Annotated in this window: 20 protein-coding genes, 1 tRNA gene and 1 pseudogene; 9 read left to right on the forward strand and 13 right to left on the reverse strand. The window is 69.4% G+C overall.

The genetic code is table 11. The features are described from left to right. The first annotated feature begins 138 nt into the window (after positions 1-138). Entirely contained in the window at positions 139-1,356 is a 1,218-nt protein-coding gene (locus tag QMK28_RS14045; protein ID WP_326437669.1) for a winged helix DNA-binding domain-containing protein, read from the forward strand. Between the two features lie 240 nt (positions 1,357-1,596). On the opposite strand, the gene QMK28_RS14050 is transcribed toward QMK28_RS14045, so the two are convergent. Next, positions 1,597-1,679 (reverse strand) — tRNA-Leu (locus QMK28_RS14050). A 375-nt stretch (positions 1,680-2,054) separates the two neighbouring features. On the opposite strand from QMK28_RS14050, the gene QMK28_RS14055 reads away from it, so the two are divergent. From QMK28_RS14055 to pknB, 6 genes are all read left to right on the forward strand, one after another. Beyond that, the gene (locus QMK28_RS14055) at positions 2,055-2,939 is read left to right on the forward strand and encodes a DUF3662 and FHA domain-containing protein (protein ID WP_326437671.1); all 885 of its coding nucleotides are present in this window, start codon (positions 2,055-2,057) and stop codon (positions 2,937-2,939) included. 10 nt (positions 2,940-2,949) lie between these two features. Next, positions 2,950-3,465 (forward strand): FHA domain-containing protein FhaB/FipA, encoded by a 516-nt coding sequence (locus QMK28_RS14060; protein WP_326437673.1) that lies wholly within the window; start codon positions 2,950-2,952, stop codon positions 3,463-3,465. 120 nt (positions 3,466-3,585) lie between these two features. Then, complete coding sequence (locus QMK28_RS14065) at positions 3,586-5,163, forward strand: PP2C family protein-serine/threonine phosphatase (protein WP_326437708.1); 1,578 nt, start codon at positions 3,586-3,588, stop codon at positions 5,161-5,163. 14 nt (positions 5,164-5,177) lie between these two features. Beyond that, the gene (locus tag QMK28_RS14070; RefSeq protein ID WP_326437675.1) at positions 5,178-6,578 is read left to right on the forward strand and encodes an FtsW/RodA/SpoVE family cell cycle protein; all 1,401 of its coding nucleotides are present in this window, start codon (positions 5,178-5,180) and stop codon (positions 6,576-6,578) included. Further along, positions 6,575-8,044, forward strand: a complete 1,470-nt coding sequence (locus QMK28_RS14075; protein ID WP_326437676.1) for a peptidoglycan D,D-transpeptidase FtsI family protein — start codon at positions 6,575-6,577, stop codon at positions 8,042-8,044. Before QMK28_RS14070 ends, QMK28_RS14075 begins: the two co-directional genes overlap by 4 nt. A 168-nt stretch (positions 8,045-8,212) precedes the next feature. Then, complete coding sequence (gene pknB, locus QMK28_RS14080; RefSeq protein ID WP_326437678.1) at positions 8,213-10,216, forward strand: Stk1 family PASTA domain-containing Ser/Thr kinase; 2,004 nt, start codon at positions 8,213-8,215, stop codon at positions 10,214-10,216. Between the two features lie 289 nt (positions 10,217-10,505). On the opposite strand, the gene QMK28_RS14085 is transcribed toward pknB, so the two are convergent. From QMK28_RS14085 to QMK28_RS14110, 6 genes are all read right to left on the reverse strand, one after another. Next, entirely contained in the window at positions 10,506-11,276 is a 771-nt protein-coding gene (locus tag QMK28_RS14085; protein WP_443050722.1) for a class E sortase, read from the reverse strand. An 84-nt stretch (positions 11,277-11,360) separates the two neighbouring features. Further along, positions 11,361-12,521, reverse strand: coding sequence for a class E sortase (locus tag QMK28_RS14090; protein ID WP_326437711.1), 1,161 nt, complete (start codon positions 12,519-12,521; stop codon positions 11,361-11,363). 293 nt (positions 12,522-12,814) lie between these two features. After that, the gene (locus tag QMK28_RS14095; RefSeq protein WP_326437680.1) at positions 12,815-13,453 is read right to left on the reverse strand and encodes an aminodeoxychorismate/anthranilate synthase component II; all 639 of its coding nucleotides are present in this window, start codon (positions 13,451-13,453) and stop codon (positions 12,815-12,817) included. Next, entirely contained in the window at positions 13,450-13,626 is a 177-nt protein-coding gene (locus tag QMK28_RS14100) for a hypothetical protein (RefSeq protein ID WP_326437682.1), read from the reverse strand. The genes QMK28_RS14095 and QMK28_RS14100 overlap by 4 nt, the downstream gene beginning before the upstream one ends. 59 nt (positions 13,627-13,685) lie before the next feature. Next, positions 13,686-14,450: a class E sortase gene (locus QMK28_RS14105; RefSeq protein ID WP_326437684.1), complete on the reverse strand. Its 765-nt coding sequence runs from the start codon at positions 14,448-14,450 to the stop codon at positions 13,686-13,688. A 26-nt stretch (positions 14,451-14,476) separates the two neighbouring features. Next, on the reverse strand, positions 14,477-15,244 hold the full coding sequence (locus tag QMK28_RS14110) for a DUF881 domain-containing protein (protein WP_326437686.1): 768 nt from the start codon (positions 15,242-15,244) through the stop codon (positions 14,477-14,479). Between the two features lie 137 nt (positions 15,245-15,381). Here QMK28_RS14110 and crgA point away from each other — a divergent pair, with 137 nt between their 5' ends. Then, a complete protein-coding gene (gene crgA / locus QMK28_RS14115; RefSeq protein WP_326437688.1) occupies positions 15,382-15,636 on the forward strand; it encodes a cell division protein CrgA in 255 nt (84 codons plus the stop codon). Between the two features lie 267 nt (positions 15,637-15,903). On the opposite strand, the gene QMK28_RS14120 is transcribed toward crgA, so the two are convergent. Beyond that, positions 15,904-16,767, reverse strand: coding sequence for a rhomboid family intramembrane serine protease (locus tag QMK28_RS14120; RefSeq protein WP_326437690.1), 864 nt, complete (start codon positions 16,765-16,767; stop codon positions 15,904-15,906). A 120-nt stretch (positions 16,768-16,887) separates the two neighbouring features. After that, entirely contained in the window at positions 16,888-17,421 is a 534-nt protein-coding gene (locus QMK28_RS14125) for a peptidylprolyl isomerase (protein ID WP_326437692.1), read from the reverse strand. A gap of 306 nt (positions 17,422-17,727) precedes the next feature. Between QMK28_RS14125 and QMK28_RS14130 the strand changes: the two genes are divergently transcribed. After that, positions 17,728-18,459 (forward strand): DUF5324 family protein, encoded by a 732-nt coding sequence (locus QMK28_RS14130; RefSeq protein ID WP_326437713.1) that lies wholly within the window; start codon positions 17,728-17,730, stop codon positions 18,457-18,459. Positions 18,460-18,510: 51 nt separating this feature from the next. Here the strand turns inward: QMK28_RS14130 and QMK28_RS14135 are convergent. The 4 genes and pseudogenes from QMK28_RS14135 to QMK28_RS14155 form a co-directional block, all read right to left on the reverse strand. After that, positions 18,511-19,971, reverse strand: a pseudogene (locus tag QMK28_RS14135) (UvrD-helicase domain-containing protein); the annotation flags it as partial. A 320-nt stretch (positions 19,972-20,291) separates the two neighbouring features. Further along, a complete protein-coding gene (locus QMK28_RS14140; protein ID WP_326437694.1) occupies positions 20,292-20,420 on the reverse strand; it encodes an LPFR motif small protein in 129 nt (42 codons plus the stop codon). Between the two features lie 996 nt (positions 20,421-21,416). Further along, positions 21,417-21,644, reverse strand: a complete 228-nt coding sequence (locus QMK28_RS14145; RefSeq protein WP_326437695.1) for a DUF1427 family protein — start codon at positions 21,642-21,644, stop codon at positions 21,417-21,419. A gap of 51 nt (positions 21,645-21,695) precedes the next feature. Then, positions 21,696-21,842 (reverse strand): hypothetical protein, encoded by a 147-nt coding sequence (locus QMK28_RS14155; protein ID WP_326437697.1) that lies wholly within the window; start codon positions 21,840-21,842, stop codon positions 21,696-21,698. Positions 21,843-22,236: the final 394 nt, after the last annotated feature.

Consider the following 22,236-nt stretch of genomic DNA (forward strand, 5'->3'; position numbering starts at 1 on the left):
CCGCGGCCCCCGGGGCTCCTGGGCCTCCGCGGCCCCCGGGCCTCCGCAGCCTCCGCGGCCTCCGGACTCAAGCCTGCCTCCACCCCGCCGGGTGACACTGGATGGCCTGTGTCGACCCCCAGCGAGGAGTGCTCTGCGATGACCCACCGGACCGCACAGGGACCAGACCGGGGAGCAGACCCGGGAGCAGACCCGGGGCCAGATCTGACCTGGGCCGAGGTAAGCGCTCGCAGGCTGGCCCGGAACGCGCTGTCGGCGCCGTCCAAGGGGGCGCGCCCGGCGGATGTGGTCGGCGCGATGTGCGGCGCGCACGCCCAGGTGCTGTCGGCCGCCGAGCTGTCCGTGGGACTGCGGATCGACGGGGCCACCCGCACCGATGTCCGCGAAGCCCTGTGGGACGAGCGCTCTCTGGTCAAGACGTTCGGGCCGCGCGGAACCGTGCATCTGCTGCCCACCCGGGATCTCCCGATGTGGACCGGGGCGCTGTCCGCCCTGCCACCGTCCCGGATCAGTCACGCGAAGCATGTACGGATGACGCCGGAGCAGTCCGAGGCGGTCGTGGAGGCCGTCGCGGCCGCCCTCGCCGACGCCGAGCTGACCATGGACGAGCTGACCGAGGCGGTCGTCGCCGCCACCGGCCCATGGGCCGGTGAGCTGGTGATGCCCGCGTTCCAGGGCATGTGGCCCCGCTGGCGTCAGGCCCTGGGCACGGCGGCGAACCGGGGAGCGCTGTGCTTCGGCCCGAACCGGGGCCGCAAGGTCACCTACACCAGCCCCCAACGGTGGCTGCCCGGCTTCGAGCCCGCCGACGGCCGGGCCGCCCTCGCCGGCCTCGTCAAGCGCTATCTGTACGCGTACGGTCCGGCCACACCGCAGAACTTCGCACGGTGGCTGGCCGTCCCGGAGCGCTGGGCCGTCGAGCTGTTCGACTCGCTCGGCGACGCTCTTGAGCATGTCCGGGTCGAGGGCGCGGCCGCCCGGCAACTGGCGGGGGACACCGCGGACCCCGCCGATCCCGCCGCGCCGGAGACCGGCGTGCGGCTGCTCTCCTACTTCGACGCGTACGCCGTCGCCGGACAGCCGCGCGAACTGCTCTACCCCGGCGCGGCCGGCGAACGCGCGCTGGCCGGCGGCCAGGCCGGCAACTTCCCCGTACTGCTCGTCGCGGGGACGGTCGCCGGCGTCTGGCACCAGCGACGCTCCGGCCGGAAGCTGCACATCACGGTGGAACCGTCCGTCCCGCTCACCGCGGCGCGGCAGCGCGAGTTGCACGACCAGGTGGAGCGCGTCGGGGAGATCCTTGAGGGCAAGCCGGAGCTGACCATCGGCACCGTCAGCGTGGGCGGTCACGCGTGACGTCCGCAGACCGGAACCGGTCGAGGGAGCCGCCTTCTCCGCGATGCCGCGCTGCCGCGACCGTCGTACTGCCGCGACACCGTGCTGCCCCGACACCCCGTGTGGCGAACCTCATCCCCGGCCGCCCGAACACCCGGCCGCCCGAACACAGCGAAACGGGCCCCATCGTGACTACGATGAAGCCCGTTTCGTCAGTGCGTCGGAACACTGTTCTTCGGCGTCCCGATTCTGCCAATTCTGTGCGCGAGGGGGGATTTGAACCCCCACGTCCCGAAGGACACTGGCACCTGAAGCCAGCGCGTCTGCCGTTCCGCCACTCGCGCTTGAGTGTTGTTTCGACTCTCTCGCGTCCCCCGGATTGATCTGTCCGAGTTGTGCGGGAGTGCCTGGCGACATCGAGAAGATTAGCACGCTGTCCAGGGTGGCTTCACACGCGTTTCCGGTGCCCCGTCCGGTCGGCGAGCTCCACAGTTGCGGGAGACTGTCCGTGACACAGTCCGGGACACTGTTTGGGGGCCGCATCTACGATCGCCCGGAGAGCGACACTCATCACTCCGGTCGCAGAAGGGGAACCAGCCGATTTCCCGACGCGTGGATACGATCAGTAAGCAGACCCACGTCGGCGACGCCGACAACGACGAACCCGACGGCAACGAACCCGGCGGCAACGACGACGACGCCCAGGAAGGAGGTGCCCCGTGGGAGTACTGAAGCGCTTCGAGCAGCGTCTCGAGGGTCTCGTGAACGGCACCTTCGCGAAGGTGTTCAAGTCCGAAGTCCAGCCCGTGGAAATCGCGGGCGCGCTACAGCGCGAGTGCGACAACAACGCCACCATCTGGAACCGTGAGCGAACCGTTGTCCCCAACGACTTCATCGTCGAGCTGAGCGGCTCGGACTTCGAACGCCTCAGCCCGTACTCCGGCCAGCTCGGCGACGAGCTGTCCGGCATGGTGCGCGACTACGCGAAACAGCAGCGCTACACCTTCATGGGCTCCATCAAGGTGCACCTGGAGAACGCCGACGATCTCGACACCGGCCTCTACCGCGTACGAAGCCGCACCCTCGCCTCCAGCGAGACCCAGAGCCCGCAGGGAGCCGCACAGGGCCCGGCACCGGGCGGCCGCCCCGCGGCGGCCCCGCGCGGCGGCTACGGCCCCGGCCAGGCGGCTCAGGCCGCCGCGCCACCGCCGATGCCCGCCGCGCCACCGCCCGGCGCGGCCAGGGCCGACCAGGGCGCCGCTCCGGTCGGCAGACTGCCGGGAGCGGGCGCCGCGGCCGGCCCGGGCCCGATGCCGGGCGGCCAGACCAGGCGCTGGGTCGAGATCAACGGCAACCGCCACCAGATCTCCCGGCCTACCCTGGTGATGGGCCGCAGCACCGAGGCCGATATCCGGATCGACGACCCCGGCGTCTCGCGCCGGCACTGTGAGATCCGCGTCGGAACACCCTCGACGGTCCAGGATCTCGGTTCGACGAACGGCATCGTGGTAGACGGACAGCACACCACCCGCGCTACGCTCCGCGACGGCTCGCGGATCGTCGTGGGCAACACCACCATCGTTTATCGGCAAGCCGAAGGGTGAAGCGGGGGCAATGTCAGAGCTGACCCTGACGGTCATGCGGCTGGGTTTTCTAGCCGTACTGTGGCTGTTCGTCATCGTGGCCGTACAGGTCATTCGCAGTGATCTGTTCGGGACCCGGGTGACGCAGCGCGCGTCACGCCGTGGTTCCGAGCAGAACCGGCCGCCGGCCCAGCGCCAGCAGGCCGCGCCGCAGCAGCCGAGCGGCCGTGCCGCCAACCGGCAACGCCGCGGCGCGCCCAGCAAACTGGTGGTCTCGGAGGGATCGCTGACCGGAACGACGGTCGCGCTCCAGGGCCAGACCATCAGCCTGGGCCGGGCGCACGACTCCACGATCGTGCTGGACGACGACTACGCCTCCAGCAGGCATGCCAGGATCTATCCGGACCGTGACGGCCAGTGGATCGTCGAGGATCTCGGGTCCACCAACGGCACGTATCTCGACCGGACCCGACTCACCACCCCGACACCCATTCCGCTGGGCGCGCCGATCCGCATCGGCAAGACCGTCATCGAGCTGCGGAAGTAGTACGACAATGAGCGAGCGGAGCGAGCGAGCCGCCACGGTGCTGTCGACGGACCGTAGCGCGCTCCCGACCGGAGGGTGGGCACCGTGCGGATGTACCCCGAGCCGACGGGCGAGGTGCGCATGAGTCTGTCCCTGCGCTTCGCGGCCGGATCGCACAAGGGCATGATCCGAGAGGGCAACGAGGACTCCGGCTACGCCGGTCCCCGGCTGCTCGCCATCGCCGATGGCATGGGCGGTCAAGCGGCCGGCGAGGTCGCCAGCTCGGAGGTGATCTCCACCCTCGTCCAGCTCGACGACGATGTCCCAGGTTCCGACATCCTCACCTCGCTCGGCACCGCCGTGCAGCGCGCGAACGACCAATTGCGCGTGATGGTCGAGGACGACCCACAGCTCGAAGGCATGGGCACCACGCTCACCGCCCTGCTGTGGACGGGCCAGCGGCTCGGCCTCGTGCACGTCGGCGACTCCCGCGCGTATCTGCTGCGGGACGGCGTCCTCAGCCAGATCACCCAGGACCACACCTGGGTGCAGCGGCTGGTGGACGAGGGCCGGATCACCGAGGAAGAGGCGACCACCCACCCGCAGCGATCCCTGCTGATGCGCGCGCTGGGCAGTGGCGACCACGTCGAGCCTGACCTCTCGATCAGAGAGGTCAGGGGCGGCGACCGCTATCTCATCTGCTCCGACGGCCTGTCCGGCGTCGTCAGCCACCAGACCCTCGAAGAGACGCTGGCCAGCTACCAGGGCCCGCACGAGACCGTGCAGGAGCTGATCCAGCTCGCACTGCGCGGCGGCGGACCCGACAACATCACCTGCATCGTCGCCGACGTCCTGGACGTCGACGACGGCGACACGCTGGCCGGGCAGCTCAACGACACCCCGGTCATCGTGGGCGCCGTCGCCGAGAACCAGCATCAGCAGCAGGGCGACGGCGGCGCGATGCACACCCCGGCCGGCCGCGCCGCCGAGCTGGGCCGCTCGGTCCCCTCACAGCAGCCCGGCGCACCGGGCGGCGGCTTCGGCCCGCCCGGCAGCGGCGACCCCGGCGTCGGCGGACCACCGCCGGGCGCCTTCGGGGCGTACTCCGACGACGACTTCACCAAGCCCGGCGGCCGGGGCAAGTGGATCAAGCGGTCGCTGCTCCTCGCGCTGGCGCTCGCCGTCCTCGGCGGCGGCGTGTACGGGGCGTACCAATGGACCCAGACCCAGTACTACGTCGGCGCCAAGGACGACCACGTCGCCGTCTACCAGGGCATCAGCCAGGACCTGGCGTGGGTCAAGCTCAACAAGGTCTCGGTGGACCACCCCGAGATCGAACTCAAGTACCTCCCGGTCTACCAGCGCAACCAGGTCGAGGACACCATCGCGGTCGGCAGCCTCGGCCAGGCCCGGGACAAGGCCGGCGAGCTCGGCAAGCAGGCCGGCGCCTGCAAGAACCGCGCCGACCGTGAGGCCGCCAAGGCCGCCGAAGCCGAGGCCAAGGAGAAGCGGGACAAGCAGAAGGACGAGCAGCAGAAGCCGCCCGCCGACGGTGAGGGGCAGGCCGGCGGCACCACGGGCGACCGGACGCTGAGCCGCGCCGCCCCATCCGCGGATCCCTCCGACTCGGCCACGCCGTCCTCGTCGCCCAGCCCCGCGCCCAGCCTCTCCGAGCAGGAACAGAAGCTGGAGCAACAGTGCAGCAGCACCAAGCCGTAGGGGGCCGTCCCACCATGAGCAGCAGTACCACCAACACCACGACGATCGGCGCGATGGGAGCACCCAGCCGCCGCAACACCGAGCTGGTGCTGCTCGTCTTCGCGGTGATCATCCCGGTCTTCGCCTACCTCAACGTGGGCCTCGCGCTCAACGACGAGGTGCCGACCGGGATGCTCGGTTACGGCATCGGCGTCGGCCTGCTCGCGGGCGTCGCGCACCTCGTGGTCCGCCGCTTCGCCCCGTACGCCGACCCGTTGATGCTGCCCATCGCGACGCTGCTCAACGGCCTCGGCCTGGTGCTGATCTGGCGGCTCGACCAGGAACCGACCATCTCCACCGCGCAACTCGGCGGTGCGATGGCACCGAACCAACTGATGTGGTCAACGATCGGCGTGGCGCTCTTCCTGGGTGTCCTGCTGATCCTCAAAGACCACCGCGCACTGCAGCGCTACACGTACATCTCGATGGTCGTGGCACTGGTCCTGCTGATCCTTCCGATGTTCTTCCCCGGCGTGAACGGTGCGAAGATCTGGATCACTATTCCCGGCGTCGGATCACTGCAGCCCGGCGAATTCGCGAAGATCATCATTGCGATTTTCTTCGCCGGCTACCTGATGGTCAAACGCGACGCCCTCGCCCTGGCCAGCCGCCGCTTCATGGGTATGTACCTGCCACGCGGTCGCGACCTCGGACCGATCATCGCCATTTGGGCACTCAGCCTGATGATCCTGATCTTCGAGACCGACCTGGGCACCTCACTGCTCTTCTTCGGCCTCTTCGTGATCATGCTGTACGTCGCCACCGAGCGCACCAGTTGGGTGGTTTTCGGCCTCACCCTCAGCGCTGCGGGCGCCGTCGGCGTCGCGTCCTTCGCGAGCCACGTACAGACCCGTGTCGACAACTGGCTCAATCCTCTCGCCCTCCAGAACGGCGGCGTTACCGAGACCGCACAGGCCATGTACGCCTTCGGCTCCGGCGGAATCTTCGGCACCGGCCTGGGCCAGGGCTACTCCCGCCTCATCGGCGGCATCGCTCCCAAGAGCGACTACATCCTCGCCACTGTCGGTGAGGAGCTGGGCCTCGCCGGACTCATGGCCATCGTGCTGTTGTACGGCCTGCTGGTGGAGCGCGGCATTCGCACCGCCCTCGCCGCCCGTGACCCATTCGGCAAGCTGCTCGCGATCGGCCTGTCCTCCGCCTTCGGCATCCAGGTCTTCGTGGTCGCCGGTGGCGTCACCGGACTCATCCCACTGACCGGAATGACCATGCCGTTCCTCGCACAGGGTGGATCTTCCGTGATCGCCAACTGGGCACTCGTGGCCATCCTGTTGAGAATCAGCGATACCGCGCGCAGGCCCGCCCCGACCCCAGCACCTTCCACCGACGCCGAGATGACCCAGGTGGTCCGACCGTGAACAAGCCTCTGCGCCGAGTCGCCATATTCTGCGGCCTGCTCATCCTCGCCCTGCTGATCCGGGTCAACTGGGTCCAGTTCGTCCAGGCCGACACCCTCAGCAGCGACAAGCACAACCGCCGCGTCGCCATCGCCCAGTACAGCGAGCCGCGCGGCAACATCATCGTCGACGGCGACTCCGTCACCGGCCACGCGCAGACCGACGGCGCCGACTTCAAGTACAAGCGCACCTACAAGAACGGCCCGATGTGGGCGCCGGTCACCGGCCAGGCCTCGCAGGCCTTCGGCGCCACCCAGCTCGAAAACATCTACGACGGAATACTGACCGGCAACGACGACCGGCTGTTCTTCAACCGCACCATCGACATGCTCACCGGCAAGGAGAAGCGCGGCGGCGGCGACGTCGTCACGACCCTCAACGGCGACGCCCAGAAGGCGGCCTTCAAGGGGCTCGGGGACAAGAAGGGCGCGGTCGCCGCGATCAACCCGGAGACCGGCGCGATCCTCGCCCTCGCCAGCACCCCCTCGTACGACCCGTCCTCCTTCGCCGGCAACGGCGAGAAGGACACCAAGGCCTGGGTCGGCCTGGAGAAGAAGAACAGCCCGGACGATCCGATGCTCAACCGGGCGCTGCGCCAGACCTACCCGCCCGGCTCGACCTTCAAGGTCGTCACCGCCGCCGCGGCTCTGGAGAACGGCCTCATCGACGACGTCGACTCGCCGACGAAGACGCCGCTGCCCTGGCGGCTGCCGCTGAGCACCAAGAACCTGGAGAATGAGGGGAACATCCCCTGCGAGAACGCCACCCCCCGGATCGCCTTGCAGTACTCCTGCAACACCGTCTTCGGCAAAATGGGTGACGACCTCGGCAAGGACAAGATGCGCGAGCAGGCCGAGAAGTTCGGCTTCAACAAGGAGCAGTTCATCCCGGTCCGCGCCACCGCGAGCGTCTACTCCAAGGACATGGACCGGCCCTCGAACGCGCTGTCCTCCATCGGCCAGTTCAACACCGCCACCACCCCGCTCCAGATGGCCATGGTCACCTCCGCCATCGCCAACGACGGCAAGCTGATGCAGCCGTACATGGTGGACCAGCTGCGCGCCCCCAACCTCGACGTGGTCGAGCAGACCGAGCCCAAGAAGATGAGCGAGCCGCTCTCCCCGGAGAACGCCCAGAAGCTCCAGGACATGATGGAGACGGTCGTCGACAAGGGCACCGGCACCCGGGCCAAGATCCCGGGCGTCACCGTCGGCGGCAAGACCGGCACCGCCCAGCACGGCGTCGACAACAGCGAGAAGCCGTACGCCTGGTTCATCTCGTACGCCAAGACCGACAAGGGCACCCCCGTCGCGGTCGCCGTGGTCGTCGAGGACGGCTCCGCGAACCGCGGCGACATCTCCGGCGGCGGCCTCGCCGCACCGATCGCCACGAACGTGATGAAAGCGGTGCTGGACGGCAAGAAGTGACGCCGCTCACTCCCCGGCCCGGTCGGCGCACATAGCGATACCGGTCGGATATCAGGAGCCGGTCGTGTCGGAGTCCGGTGGTACGGGCCCGGTACGGTATGCCCGGACAGCACACCGCCGGACCCCACACCGGTGCGGTCGGGAATGACGGAGAGGGCTGGAGAAGCTATGGAAGAGCCGCGTCGCCTGGGCGGCCGGTACGAGTTGGGTTCGGTGCTCGGCCGTGGTGGCATGGCCGAGGTCTACCTCGGCCACGACACCCGGCTCGGCCGCACCGTAGCGGTGAAAACGCTGCGTGTGGACCTTGCCCGCGACCCGTCGTTCCAGGCCCGGTTCCGCCGGGAGGCCCAGTCGGCCGCCTCGCTCAACCACCCGTCGATCGTCGCGGTCTACGACACCGGCGAGGACTACGTCGACGAGGTCTCCACCCCCTACATCGTCATGGAGTACGTCGACGGTTCCACCCTCCGCGAGCTGCTGCACTCCGGCCGCAAGCTGCTGGCCGAGCGCTCGCTGGAGATGACCATCGGCGTCCTCCAGGCCCTGGAGTACTCGCACCGCGCCGGCATCGTGCACCGCGACATCAAACCGGCCAACGTCATGCTGACGCGCACCGGCCAGGTCAAGGTCATGGACTTCGGCATCGCCCGCGCCATGGGCGACTCCGGCATGACGATGACCCAGACCTCCGCCGTCATCGGCACCGCCCAGTACCTCTCGCCCGAGCAGGCCAAGGGCGAACAGGTCGACGCGCGCTCGGACCTCTACTCCGCGGGATGCCTGCTCTACGAGCTGCTGACCGTCCGTCCCCCCTTCGTGGGCGACTCCCCGGTCGCGGTCGCGTACCAGCACGTCCGCGAGGAGCCGCAGCCGCCGAGCGTCTACGACCCGGACGTCACGCCCGAGATGGACGCCATCGTCCTCAAGGCGCTCACCAAGGACCCCGACTACCGCTACCAGTCGGCCGACGAGATGCGCGCCGACATCGAGGCCTGCCTCGACGGCCGGCCCGTCGCGGCCACCGCGGCCATGGGCTCGGTCGGCTACGGCGGCGGCTACGGCGACGACCAGCCGACCACGATGCTGCGCCCGCAGGACCCGCAGACCTCGATGATGCCGCCGATCACCGACGACAAGGGTTACGACGACCGCCCGGACCGCAGGCGCGGCAACAACAACAAGAAGAGCAACACCTCCACGATCCTGCTGGTGATCGCGGGCATCCTGGTGCTCGTCGGCGCCATCTTCATCGGGAAGTCGCTCTTCGGCGGCGGCAACTCCTCGGACGCCGTCAAGGTCCCCTCGCTGGTCGGCGAGAGCCTTGACGAGGCCCAGAAGTCGGCGGAGAACAGCGAGTTCAAGCTCGTCGTGGGCGGCAAGGTGTTCTGCGGCCAGGACAAGGGCGCGGTCTGCGAGCAGAACCCCGCGCCGAAGACGGAGATCCAGAAGGGCGACGAGGTCACCGTCCAGCTCTCCAAGGGCGCCCGGCCGGTCGAGGTCCCCGACGTCACGGACAAGCTCGCCGACAAGGCCGAGAAGATCCTGACGGACAAGGGCTTCACCGTGAAGCGCGAGCAGCAGGAGTCCGACGAGGAAGCGGGCCGGGTGCTCGCGCAGAGCCCGAAGGGCAACACGAACGCCAAGAAGGGTTCCGAAGTCATCCTGACCGTCGCGCTGAACTCCAAGGTCACCGTGCCCGACGTGACCGACAAGCCGCTCGACGTCGCGAAGAAGCAGCTCACCGACCTCGGCCTGGTGGTCGAGACGACGGACGAGGAGAACGCGGACGTGGCCGAGAACACGGTCACCGCCCAGAACCCGACGGGCACCACCGAGGTGGCCCCCGGCTCGACCGTCACCCTGACGGTCGCCAAGCCGCCCGCGAAGCTCGCCCTTCCCGACGTCAGCAACCAGAAGCTCAAGGACGCCACGAAGACGCTCACCGACGCCGGTCTGACGGTCGGCGCCATCACCGGCCCGCAGGACGACAAGGCCACCGTGGTGACCTCCACCCCGGCCCCCGGCACCGAGGTCAAGAAGGGTGACTCCGTCGCCCTGGTGACCATGGCGGGAGCCGGCGGCGACGGGGGCGGTGACGGGGGCGGTGACGGCGGCGACGACAGCGGCGGCCTCTTCGGCGGCCTCGGCGGCCGGCACGGCCGGAACCACTAGCGTCAGCGGTCGCGGTCGCGGTAACAGCAGCGGCATACGGAAGCCCCGGCACCCGAGGGATGGGCGCCGGGGCTTTCCCGTGCGTGCGGGGCTGGTGGTGCGTGGGGGTGGTGCGTGCGGGTGGCGCGTGGGGTGCCTGCGGGTCGGGTGGTGCGCGCGGTACGGAGGGGGCGTTCGCCCTTGCCGGCCGAGCAGCGCGCTCACGGCCGCTCAGCGGCGGCCGGAGCCGCTGGGAGCCGCTAAGCGGACCGAACCGCCCCGGGCCGCTCAAGGCCGCGTACGGGACCGCTCAGCGCAGTTCACGGGGCGGCGTACGCTCGTTGTCGACCTTCTCCGTACGCTCCAACTCGCCCCACACGATGTACCGGTAGTTCGACGTGTAGACCGGCGTACAGGTCGTCAGCGTGATGTAGCGGCCAGGCTTCTTCTTGCCCGATTCCTTCGGGACCGGTTCGAGCACGTCCACGTTGAACTTCGAGGTCTGCGACAGCTTCGCGAACACCTTGTAGACGTACCAGGTGTCCTTGGTCTCGAAGACGACCGCGTCGCCGTCCTTGATCTTGTGGATGTTGTGGAACTTCGCGCCGTGCCCGTCGCGGTGCGCGGCCAGCGTGAAGTTCCCCTTCTCGTCCTGCGGCAGCGCCGACTTCACCGGCTCGGTGTAGTAGCCCGCCAGGCCCCGGTTCAGCTCCTCGCCGCCGGTGCCCTTCTTGACCAGCACCTCGCCCTTGTTCATCGCCGGGACGTGCAGGAAGCCGAGGCCGTCCTTGGTGTCCAGCGCGCCCGGCCCGCCCGCCCAGCGGTCGCGCACCCGGTCGCCCTGCTTGGACGCGTCCCGGTCGGCCAGCACATTCGTCCACCACAGCGAGTAGACGACGAAGAGCGCGAGCAGCAGCCCGCCGGTGATCAGCAGCTCGCCCAACAGGCTGACCGCCGAGGCGATCCGGCCGCGGGCGCGACGCGGGCGCTGTGCCCCCGCGCGCGGCCCTGCGGCGCCGGAATCCGCACCGGGGCGCGTGCGCGCCGCCTCGGTGTCCTGGTCGTGGTCGGTGCCTGCCACCCGTCGTGCCCCTTCGCGATGTATCGATGTGTCGACGTCTCGATGTGCCGGTGTCTCGATGTGCCGGTGTGCTCGCCGGGCCGCTCAGCCGACGAGTGCGTCCGGCTTCCCCTTGCCGCGCGGCCGCACGTCGACCATCTTGCCCCAGACGATCATTCGATACGTACTGGTGAACTCCGGTGTGCAGGTGGTCAGTGTGAGGTAGCGGCCGGGCTCGGTGAAGCCCGAGCCGGGCGGCACGGGCCGGATGACATCCACGTTCGAAGGCGGCGTCTGCGGGAGGATGCTGGCCATCTCGTACGTGTAGTACGCCTGCCGCGTCTCGACGACGATCTCGTCACCGGCCGTGAGCTTGTTGATGTAACGGAACGGCTCGCCATGGGTGTTGCGGTGTCCCGCGACCGAGAAGTTGCCCTTCTTGTCGGCGGGCATCGCGGTCTTGAGCTTCCCCTCGGCGTAGTGGCCGACCATGCCCCGGTCGAGCACCGAGTGCTTGTCGATCCCCTCGGCGATCGGGACCTTCACATCGAGCTTGGGGATGTACATGATCGCGAAGCCCTGACCTGGCGAGAACGCGCCCGCCTTGCGGTCGCCGCCGTCGCCGTCCTCCCACTGCTTCTGCAGACTGTTCGCCGCGCCGCCCGCCTGCTGATGGGCCAGGATGTTCGTCCACCACAGCTGATACGTGACGAAGAGCAGCATCAGCAGACCGAGCGTGATGAAGGCTTCGCCGATGAAGCGGCTCGCGATGACGCCGGGCGACACCTGCCGGGCCCGCGCGGCCTGCCGGGCCTCCACCCGCGACATGGGCCGGCCCGCCGCAGCGGGGGGCACGTCAGCCGCTCCGCCGCGCTTCGCGGCCCGCCGCCGCTCGGCCCGGCCGCCGGGGACGGGCGGCCGCGTCCGATGAACCGCGGACAGCATCAGGGTCGCGGTCGGGTCCGACGCCCCCGGCGGTCTCGTTCCAGGCCGGTCCGCTCGCGCTGCGGGCCTCGGGCCGGCTATCCGCAGCCCCACGGTCTCGTCGTCGCGGGGCGGCTGCGCGGGCGGGTTGGAGGCCGGGGCCGGGGCCGGGGGGACCTCTTGCGGCAGCGGCTGGGACGACACGCGCGGGCGTACCGGCGGTTGGGGCTCGGGTTGGGGCTGGGGTTCGGGCTCGGGCTCGCGCTGGGGTTCGGGTTGTGACTCCGCCGCCGCGCCCCGGCCCGGCAGCGGGTCGTTCAGCGGGTCCGCGAGCTGGTCGATGGCCGCGACGAACGCGCCGGCGTCCGCGTAAGTCCCGTACGGCCGAGGGTCGTACCCGGACCGCCCGAAGGACTCGTACGGCTCGTACGGCCCCGGTGCCCCAGGCGTCCCAGGCGTCCCAGGCGTCCCGCTCACCCTGGATGTCCTGGATGCCCCAGGTGTCCCGGATGGCTCGAAGGCCTCGTACGGCCGCTGCCGCTCCCGCTCGTCGAGCGTTTCGCGCTGTGCCGACTGCTCCGCGCCGAGGCTGTCGTCGGCGGCGTCGGCCGCCCACGGCTCCGGGCGGAGCGCGGTCACGCGCCGGCCTTGCCGACCACTGGCGCGAGCCCGCCGGAACGCTCCACGGCGGCCGGATCGCCGCACTCGGCGAGCCAGTTGGCGAGCATCCGGTGGCCCCACTCGGTGAGCACCGACTCGGGGTGGAACTGCACGCCCTCGATCGGCAGGTCACGGTGGCGCAGCCCCATGGCGATCCCGGTGTCCGTCCAGGCGGTGACCCGCAACTCGTCGGGCACCGTGCCGGGCTCGACCGCGAGCGAGTGGTAGCGCGTCGCGGTGAACGGCGACGGCAGCCCGTTGAAGACGCCGACGCCCTCATGGGTGACCAGCGAGGTCTTGCCGTGCAGCAGCTCGGGCGCGCGGCCGACGACGCCGCCGTAGGCGACCGCCATGGACTGCATGCCGAGGCAGACGCCGAAGACGGGGACGCCGGTGCCGGCGCAGTGCCGCACCATGTCCACGCAGACGCCCGCCTGCTCGGGGGCGCCGGGGCCGGGCGAGAGCAGCACGCCGTCGAAGCCGTCCTGGGCGTGGCCAGGCTCGACCTCGTCGTTGCGCCGCACCTCGCACTCGGCGCCGAGCTGGTAGAGGTACTGGACGAGGTTGAAGACGAAGCTGTCGTAGTTGTCGACGACGAGGATGCGTGCGGTCATCGGGTCGCCGCGCCTCCGGTGTCGACCGTCACATCGTTGAACGGGAGCAGCGGCTCCGCCCACGGGAAGACGTACTGGAAGAGCACGAAGACGATCGCCAGCACGAGCACGAGCGAGATCGCCGCTCGCACCCCTGCGTTCCCCGGCAGATGCCGCCAGATCCAGCCGTACATGCGGTCCCTTCCGATCGGTGCAGCAACCAGACTAAGGGGCGCGGCCCGTGACCGGTGGGTCAGCTGTGCAATGCCTGCGGCTCGCCCTGTTCAACGGGTTGGATGGAGTCCAAGTGTGCCCAGGCGATCAACCGGTGGCTGTGACCCCACTCCGGTTCGCAGGTCGTCAGCGTGAGATAGCGTCCCGGACCCCGGTATCCGGAGGCGCGCGGCACCGGATCGAGCACGCCGACGTCGGACGGCAGCGTGCGGTACGGGCGCTTGTCGATCCGGTACGTGAACCAGTCCGTGCCGTCGGTCAGCACCACCGCGTCGCCGGGGCGCAGCTTGGGGAAGTCCTTGAAGGGGTCGCCGTAGGTCCGGCGGTGGCCCGCGACGGAGAAGTTTCCGGTGGCGCCGAGCCGGGCGGTGGCGTCGTAGTGGCCGAGGCCCTTCTTCAGCGTTCCGGTCCCGGTGCCCTCCAGGACCGGCTTCTTCCAGCTGTCCCCGAAGCGGGGGATGCGCATCACGGCGAAGGACTCGCCGTCCCGGTAGGGTTTCGCGCTCGGCTTCCAGTCCAGCGCCGGGTTCCGCTCGTCCTGATTGCTGCCTTGTCCCTTGCCGTCCGCCCCTGCCCCCGCCCCCGGCTCGGGCTCGGCCCCCGGCTTCGCGTCCGCGACCGGGCCGCTCGACCAGCGGTCCTGGAGGCGGTCGAGCTCGCCGTCCATCGCGCTGTCGGCCCGTACTCCGGTCCAGAACAGCACATAGGCGACGAACAGCACGATGAGGGCGCCGACCGTGACGCAGAACTCGCTGAACGTCCTGACGATCAGTCGCACCGTCACCGGCCCCGGCCCTCCCCAAGCGGCTGCTACTTCACGGACTGCGCCTCGTGGAGATCCACTGTGCCGGAGTAGCCGGGAAGAGTCACCGCCTCGCGCGGCTCGACTTTCCAGCCGAGGCCGTAGGCGTTGACGTACTGGAGGTAGTTCTGGATGGCGGGGGACCGGTCGACCGCCCGGCGCAGCTTCCCGGTGTCGCCGACGGCGGTGACCTTGTACGGCGGGGAGTAGACGCGGCCCTGGAGGATCAGGGTGTTGCCGACGCAGCGGACGGCGCTGGTGGAGATCAGCCGCTGGTCCATCACCTGGACCCCTTTGGCCCCGCCCTGCCACAGCGCGTTGACCACGGCCTGCAGGTCCTGCTGGTGGATGACGAGGTCGTTGGGCTGCGGCTCGGGCACGCCGGGGATCTTCGCGGCGGCGTTCGGCGGGGCGTCGGTGAGGGTGACGGACAGCGCCTTGCCGCGGAGCTTCCTGGTGCCGGCTTCCTTCTCCAGCGAGTCCAGCCTGAGGTCCTCGGCCTTGGTGCTGCCGTCGTCGCGCTGGGCGAGGCGGTCGACGTCGGAGCGCAGCGCGCCGGCGCTCTGGTCGAGTGCCTTGTTCTTGTGGCTGCGGTCCTCGATGAGGTCGGAGAGGCGCAGCATGGAGTCGTCGCTGCGGATGTTTGTACCCTTGGCGGTGTTGAAGCTGATCCAGAAGATCAGTCCCGCGAGCGCGAAGACACCGATGGTCAGCAGCCGTACCGGTCGGAAACGCCTCGAAGTCGCCTGGTCAGCGGAGTCCGGAGAATTACTCAACGTACCCTTACTCCTTACGACGCCGCGGAAGCACTACGCTAACGGACGCCCGGGGGGACGAAGTGCTCCCGTCGCTCCCACCCGGTGACAGCCCGACATACGCGCGGTCACGCAGCGCATCGACAGGAGAGTTCCTCGTGCCGAAGTCACGGATCCGCAAGAAGGCCGAATTCACCCCGCCAGCGGCCAAGACGACCGCCATAAAGCTGGACAGCGGACGCAGCTGGGTCGCCCCGTTGATGCTGGCGATGTTCCTGATCGGGCTCGCCTGGATCGTCACCTTCTATGTGACCAGCGGCGACATGCCCATCGACGCCTTCGGCAACTGGAACATCGTCGTCGGCTTCGGCTTCATCGCGGCGGGCTTCGTGGTCTCCACGCAGTGGAAGTAGCGACTGCCGAGGGGGCTGCCGTCAAGCCTTGCCCCTAAGTTGTCCACACAGTTATCCACAGCGGGGGAAAAGGTCGGAAGATCTGTGGATAACTTCCCTGAGGTTGACACTGGTGTGACTGGCGGGCGGGTGTACGAATCGCCCGCACCCCTTGACCCTGCTGGGAAAACGCAGGTCAGTGCGATTGCGCGGGACCGTTGCCCACAGGATGCACAAGATCGGGCACTCGCTGTGGACAACTTGGCCCAGTAGAGGCCGGTAGGGCCGTCAACCGGTGAGTTGAAGGGTCCTTACCCACACCGTCGCGGCGATCACCAGCAGCACCAGGACGCAGGTCGCCCGCTGCACCAGCACCCGGCGCTCGCGCGGCGCGTGCACCATCGCCACCGCCACCGCGGCCCCCACCACCAGGCCGCCTATGTGCGCCTGCCAGGCGATGCCGCTCCAGGTGAAGGTGAAGATCAGGTTGAGCGCGAGCAGCCCGATCACCGGCCGCATGTCGTAGTTCATCCGGCGCATCAGCACCGCGGTCGCGCCGAGCAGCCCGAAGATCGCGCCGGACGCGCCGAGCGAGGGCTGGTTCTGGGCCGCGAGCAGATACGACAGCGCGCTGCCGCCCAGCGCGGACAGCAGATACAGCGCGATGAACCGGGCACGGCCGAGCGCGGCCTCCAGCGGCGGGCCGAGCCACCACAAGGACAGCATGTTGAACGCGATGTGCATGAACTGCTGGTGCAGGAAGGCCGCGGTCAGCAGTCGGTACCACTGGCCCTCGGCGACGCCGATCAGCTGGAACGTGCCCGGGTCCAGCACCCGTCCGACCAGATCGAGGTCGTCCACCAGCCGGTCGCCGAGCATGAGGACCGCGAGGAAGACCGCCAGGTTGAGCCCCAGCAGGACCTTGGTGACCAGCCGGGTGTCGTTGGCCAGGGAGCCGCCCGCGAGGGTGCGCGGCCGGTTCGCCTGCGGGGCGCGGCCCGTACCGGACCCTTCCCGCACGCACTCCGGGCACTGGAAGCCGACCGAGGCGCTGATCATGCACTCCGGGCAGATGGGGCGCTCGCAACGGGTGCACCGGATGCCGGTCTCCCGGTCCGGATGCCGGTAACAGCGGACCGCCTGGTCTTCCATACGTCTCCCCCTGGGTCGCTCTCGCCCTCCGGCGTGCACCGAGCGTACGGGGGGCCCGTACGCACACGGCCCCGCCTGCTGGTACTACGTGCAGGCGGGGCGCCGGGTTCCCGAGCGGGATCAGCCTTCGCGCTTCTCCACGACGACAGACTCGATGACGACGTCGTTCACCGGGCGGTCGGTGCGCGAGTTGGTCGGGAGGGCGATGATGCCGTCCACGACCTTCTGGCTCGCCACCTCGGTGACCTCACCGAAGATGGTGTGCTTGCCGGTCAGCCACGCGGTCGGCGACACGGTGATGAAGAACTGCGAGCCGTTGGTGCCGGGACCGGCGTTCGCCATGGCCAGCAGGTACGGCTTGGTGAAGCCGAGGTCGGGGTGGAACTCGTCCCCGAACTCATAGCCGGGGCCGCCGGTGCCGTTGCCCAGCGGGTCGCCGCCCTGGATCATGAAACCGCTGATCACCCGGTGGAAGACGGTGCCGTCGTACAGCTTCTCGGTGGTCTTCTTGCCGGTCGCCGGGTTGGTCCACTCGCGCGTGCCCTCGGCGAGCTCGACGAAGTTCTTGACCGTCTTCGGTGCGTGGTTCGGCAGCAGCCGGACCACGATGTCGCCCTGATTTGTCTTCAGGGTGGCGTAAAGCTCCTCAGCCACGTTCTACCTTCCATAGTCCTTCACTGACGTTCCACGATCCTCGCACGGTCCCCAGCGGGGCGAGTACCCGCCGGGGACGAGTCCCGGCCGAACCGCCGCACGCGGCGAAGAACCGTGGCATTGTCGTTATCGGCTCTCCTTGCACCGCAATGCCCCCGTGTCGCCGCTCATGACCCGGATGCCCGCCCGCACATGCTGTAAGCAGCACGAACAGGCATGATCTTCAATCGGGTGGAAAGGCGACACTGTGCCATCTCGGGGACAACCCCCCGGGCCCCCGGACACGCCACCGAGGAGGAGGATTCCGTGACCCGCATCGACAGAGTGCGCGCCGCGACCGACACGGCCAAGGACAGCGTCACGCACGCTGCGGAGGTGGTGGCGCCCTACGCCGGTACCGCCAAGGAAAACGCGGCGCACTACGCGCAGGAAGCCCGTACGCGCCTCGCGCCGAAGGTGTCGCACGCCGCCCACACGGCCCGCGACCAGTACGGCGCGCATCTCCAGCCCCGCATCGAGAACGCCCGCGGCGCACTGCCGCCCAAGGTCGACGCCGCCGCGAGCCGCGCCGCCCAGCGCGCCCGCAAGACCGTCCGGCAGGCCGCCGACTACACCGTGCCGCGCGTCGAGCACGCGGTGGCCGAGGCCCGCGCCGCCGCCGAACCGGTGATCGGGGAGGCGGTCGAGCGCGGCAGCGCGGCCTCCGCGGCCCTGCGCGGACGGGTGACGGCCGCGGAGATCGACAAGCTCGTCAAGAAGCGCACCCGGCGAACGCGCCGCGGCACGTTCGCCAAGCGCCTCACCGTGCTCAGCGTGGTCGCCGGCGGCGCCTACGCGGCCTGGAAGTGGTGGGACCGCCAGGCCAACCCGGACTGGCTCGTAGAGCCCCCGGTCGCCACCGAGGTGCCCGGCCGCGCCCCGCTGTCCTCCGTGGACGGCAGCGCCGACCGCGCCGTGCTCGACCCCGAGGTGCAGGCCAAACAGGCCGAGCACGAGGCCGAGGCCGAGGGTTCCAAGAAGCCCGACGAGAACCGCTGACCGCAGGGCCGTCCCGGCCGGCAGCCGGCCGGCCCGTCCGTCCGTGAAAACGCCGGGCGGGTGCTGGTTGATCCAGCCCAGGCCGCCGATGTCGAGTCGGTGGCGGGCCCGGGTGACCGCGACGTAGGCGAGGCGTGCTTCGGCGTCGTCGATGTCGCCGGGCAACGGGTCGCCGGCCTCGTCGGTCTCCGCCCGGTCCGCTGGTTCGGTGAAGTCCTCACCGATGCGCACGGACGCCCACTCACGGCCCTTGGCCTTGTGGGCGGTGGAGACCACGATTTCGGCGGCCTGCTCAACGGAGAGTTCGTCCACCGCGTTCAGGATGACGTCGGCGCCGTGTTCGTCGACCAGGTCGACAAGCGGCAGAAGGTCGCGGCCGGAGGGATCGTACGCGGCGTACTCCTGCAGTTCGCCCCAGGAGTCGAAGAGGATCAGCTCGGGGTGGGTGCTGCGGTTGCCGGCCTTGAGGTCGCGGGCGGCGCGGGCCAGCGCACGCAGGGATTCCCCGCCGCCGACCAGCGCGACGCGGCGGCCCGCCGCCAGCAGACGCATGACTTCGAGCATCGCCCCGACGTTGGACCGGCACAGGATCGCATCCGGTTCCTCGACGCGTTCGAGGCGCGTGCTGATCGCCGGGGTGCCGGTCAGCCGGATCGGGGACTCGACGATGTGGAGCCACCGGTTGGCTTCCTCCGCCAGCGCCGAGCCGAAGCGGAAGGACTGGGACAGAGCCAGTCGCGTGCCGTCGAAGTCGCTCATCACATCCCGGGCTCCGCGCCAGCCGTAGATCGCCTGGGCCGAGTCGCCGACCATCACCAACTGGGTGTGATGCCGCTGGGCATTGAAGATCTGCTCGACGACGGGGTTGGTGTCCTGGGCCTCGTCGAGCAGCAGGAAGTCCGCCCTGATCCTGGGTTCGGTCAGCGCCCAGATCTTCAGATAGTGGTCATGGTCGAAGCGGACGACCCCTTCCTGGGGATTCTGCAGGTCGTCCCATGCCTTGGTCGCGTACGGCAGGACGACGTCGACGAGCTGGGCGTGCAGATCCTCGGCTTCGATGCCGCGCAGACGCGGTACGTGGTGCCGCTCGATGGCGCTGTCCGCGGACTGACAGAAGCGGGTGACGGTCCGCAGCACGGTGTACGAAAGCGCCTTGTTGGTGACGTTCCGCTCGCCGATGCGGATGCGCGTGTTGACGGCGATGCCGAGGCAGGCGCCGGTCTTCCAGCCGGGGACCCGGGGGGCGTCCATGCGGGACGCGTAACTGTGGCCCACGGCGCCGAAGGCGAGCGAGTGCGCGGTCTTGCACAGGACGCTGCCGGGGAACTTCTGGGCCGCGTCACTGGCGATGGACTTGTTGAAGGCGATGTACCGCCCCCGCTTGTCGGTACTGGCGGCGAGCATGGCCAACGTCGTGGTCTTGCCGGTTCCGGCACCCGCCTGGAGAACCACATGGTCCCCGCGCCGAAAAGCGTCGACGGCCGTGATCTGCTCGGGGGTGGGGGTAGGCATCGTGCTCCTCAAAGTGTGCGTGGCTCCATAGCGCAACATCACGGTGACACAGTGGAATCACGCATGTCCGGCGATCACGCACTTCGATGCCGGATTCCGCGGGGCGGCCGCATGAGGCGTGCGCTCGGCGGGCAATAGCTTCCCCGAGCCACGAAGGGTCGGGCTCCTGCGGCCGTTCGCCGACACCGACGTGACGGTATGCCAACACGGCAGAACGACACGAAAAACAGTCGGGAGCCAGTCGGGAAGGGCCGCCTCTGGGCGGTGCCAGGAGCGTTCAACCGGGTGCGCAGGCACGTATGCGACCGCCCGGACACCCCTCAGTGGCGGCCGTGGGCGCTGTCCGATGCCCCACCGAAGAGCCGAGCGATGGCCCGGAATGGCAGGGTGACGACAGTTGCAATGGCCCCACCGACGGCCCGAAACACATCTGCGATCGCCTTCAACACGAGCGAACCTCCGTCCTGGCTTCCCGGCGACGCCGGGTATGGATGCCGCTGTACGGCCGTTCAATGATCTCGTACCCGACACGCGACGGAGGAAACGGAGCGGCGGGACAGCAGGGCATGGAGAGGCCCCCGGCAGAAGACGCAGCTCATCGCCGACAAGGCATCCCCGCCGAACGAAACGAAAACTGCGTGGTCGGAGCGCACGAAAGATTTCAGTCGACAACGCTGTGACCTGGGCACTGAAATCTTTTGTGCGGTGACCTGGGTCACAATTGACGCACGAAAAATTTCAGTGCGCGAAGGAGGGTCGAGATTGCGCCTGCCCCATGCTCACGCTGCGTAGTCGCCCGGAGCGAGCGCTCAGCTCAGGGGCAGGCACGGAGCGGTGGGGGTAATCGGCTCCGCTAGCCGCTTGCAGGTGTACGTCTCCCTGCTGGAAGGAGCCCGTTCTCTCCGATGTCGTCGGCCGCCGCGCGCAGGAAGGCCTTGTACGCATCCCGAGCCTGCGACTGAAGGAAGTCGAGGTCAGGCGCCTCTGGGTCCAGCCCGTATTCCGCCAGGAGTTCGATGTAACTAGGGGACGGCGGTGTCAGGGGCCGGTGTCCAGGTCCTGCCAGGTCCTGCCCCTTGAGCGCTTCGATGGCGCGACTGGTTGCCCTGCTGAGGAGGACGTACCTCTTGGCTATCTCCAGCGCGGGTCGGTCACCGGGTGGGTGGCATCCAGTAGAGGAGGACACGGACTCGCTGAACCTCGTTCTGCCGGTACCTGAGCGCCTCCGACCATGGTGCCGAGCACGGCGGCAAGTCCTGCATCCATCACGCCACTGTGGCTGATGCGCCGGGCCCATGGTGTACTGATCAGTTATTTCCTGCGCTGGGTGCGGCAGGAGTGGCTGCAACTCTTCCCGACGTGTCCCGCGCTGAACCGAGCGCGGAACCAGAGCATTTCGGACGAAGAGCGCCGCACACCGGATGGGTGGGGCCGGCCTGTGGCGGTCACAGCGGCCTCATCGCGGCCTGCCCGACGGCCATGCCGAGCAGGCCGAACAGCGCGACGAGCGGGGGAGCGGGGGCCTTCACCCGCAGCACCGCGTAGGGGGCCTTCACCCGCAGCACCGCGTAGGGGGCCTTCACCCGCAGCACCGCGTACAGGACGCCGACCAGCGCCCCGGTCAGCAGCATGTGCACGTCCGCCGTCTTCGCCACCCTGGACGCTGAAGGCACCTCGATCTCCGAGCTTGCCCGCCGCATCGGCGTCACCCGGCAGACCATCCATCAGGCGGGAACGGCCTCGGGCGGGAGGGCGGCGTAGCGGGGGTCGGTGCGCAGCAGCGCCAGCGCGGTGGCGTCCATCGGTCCCTGTGTGCCGTGCAGCGAGCGCCGCCACAGGCGGTACTTCTCCGGTCCGGCCTCATCGCGCACATGGATGACTCGCGTTCTGTGGCACTGAGGGGGAACATTCCCGGTGATCGTCAGAACTGGCCCCATCTGGTCCTGATGCCACTGCCGGAATCCATGATTGTGTCCTTGTTGCCCGTGCCCATCACTGCACGGTGTCTCGAGGGGTGCCGACAGAGCCGGCCGCTCGGCCAAGGGTGCGCCGACCTGGGTGACCGCCGCCGGGCGAGCGCGAGGGCTGATATCGAAGAGGCGATCACCCGCCTGGCCGCGTAGTCACTGTCAGATGGCGTCGGCCTCCGGGGCCGGAGGCCGCTCGTCCAGCGCGGGCTTGGCTTTCGCCGGTTCCGCAGGCGGCACCACCGATGGCGCGGGCTGCTGGGCCCTTTCCAGGAACCGCAGCAGTTCCACCGGGAAC

Source organism: Streptomyces sp. H27-D2 (assembly GCF_035828615.1).
Classification (GTDB): Bacteria; Actinomycetota; Actinomycetes; order Streptomycetales; family Streptomycetaceae; genus Streptomyces.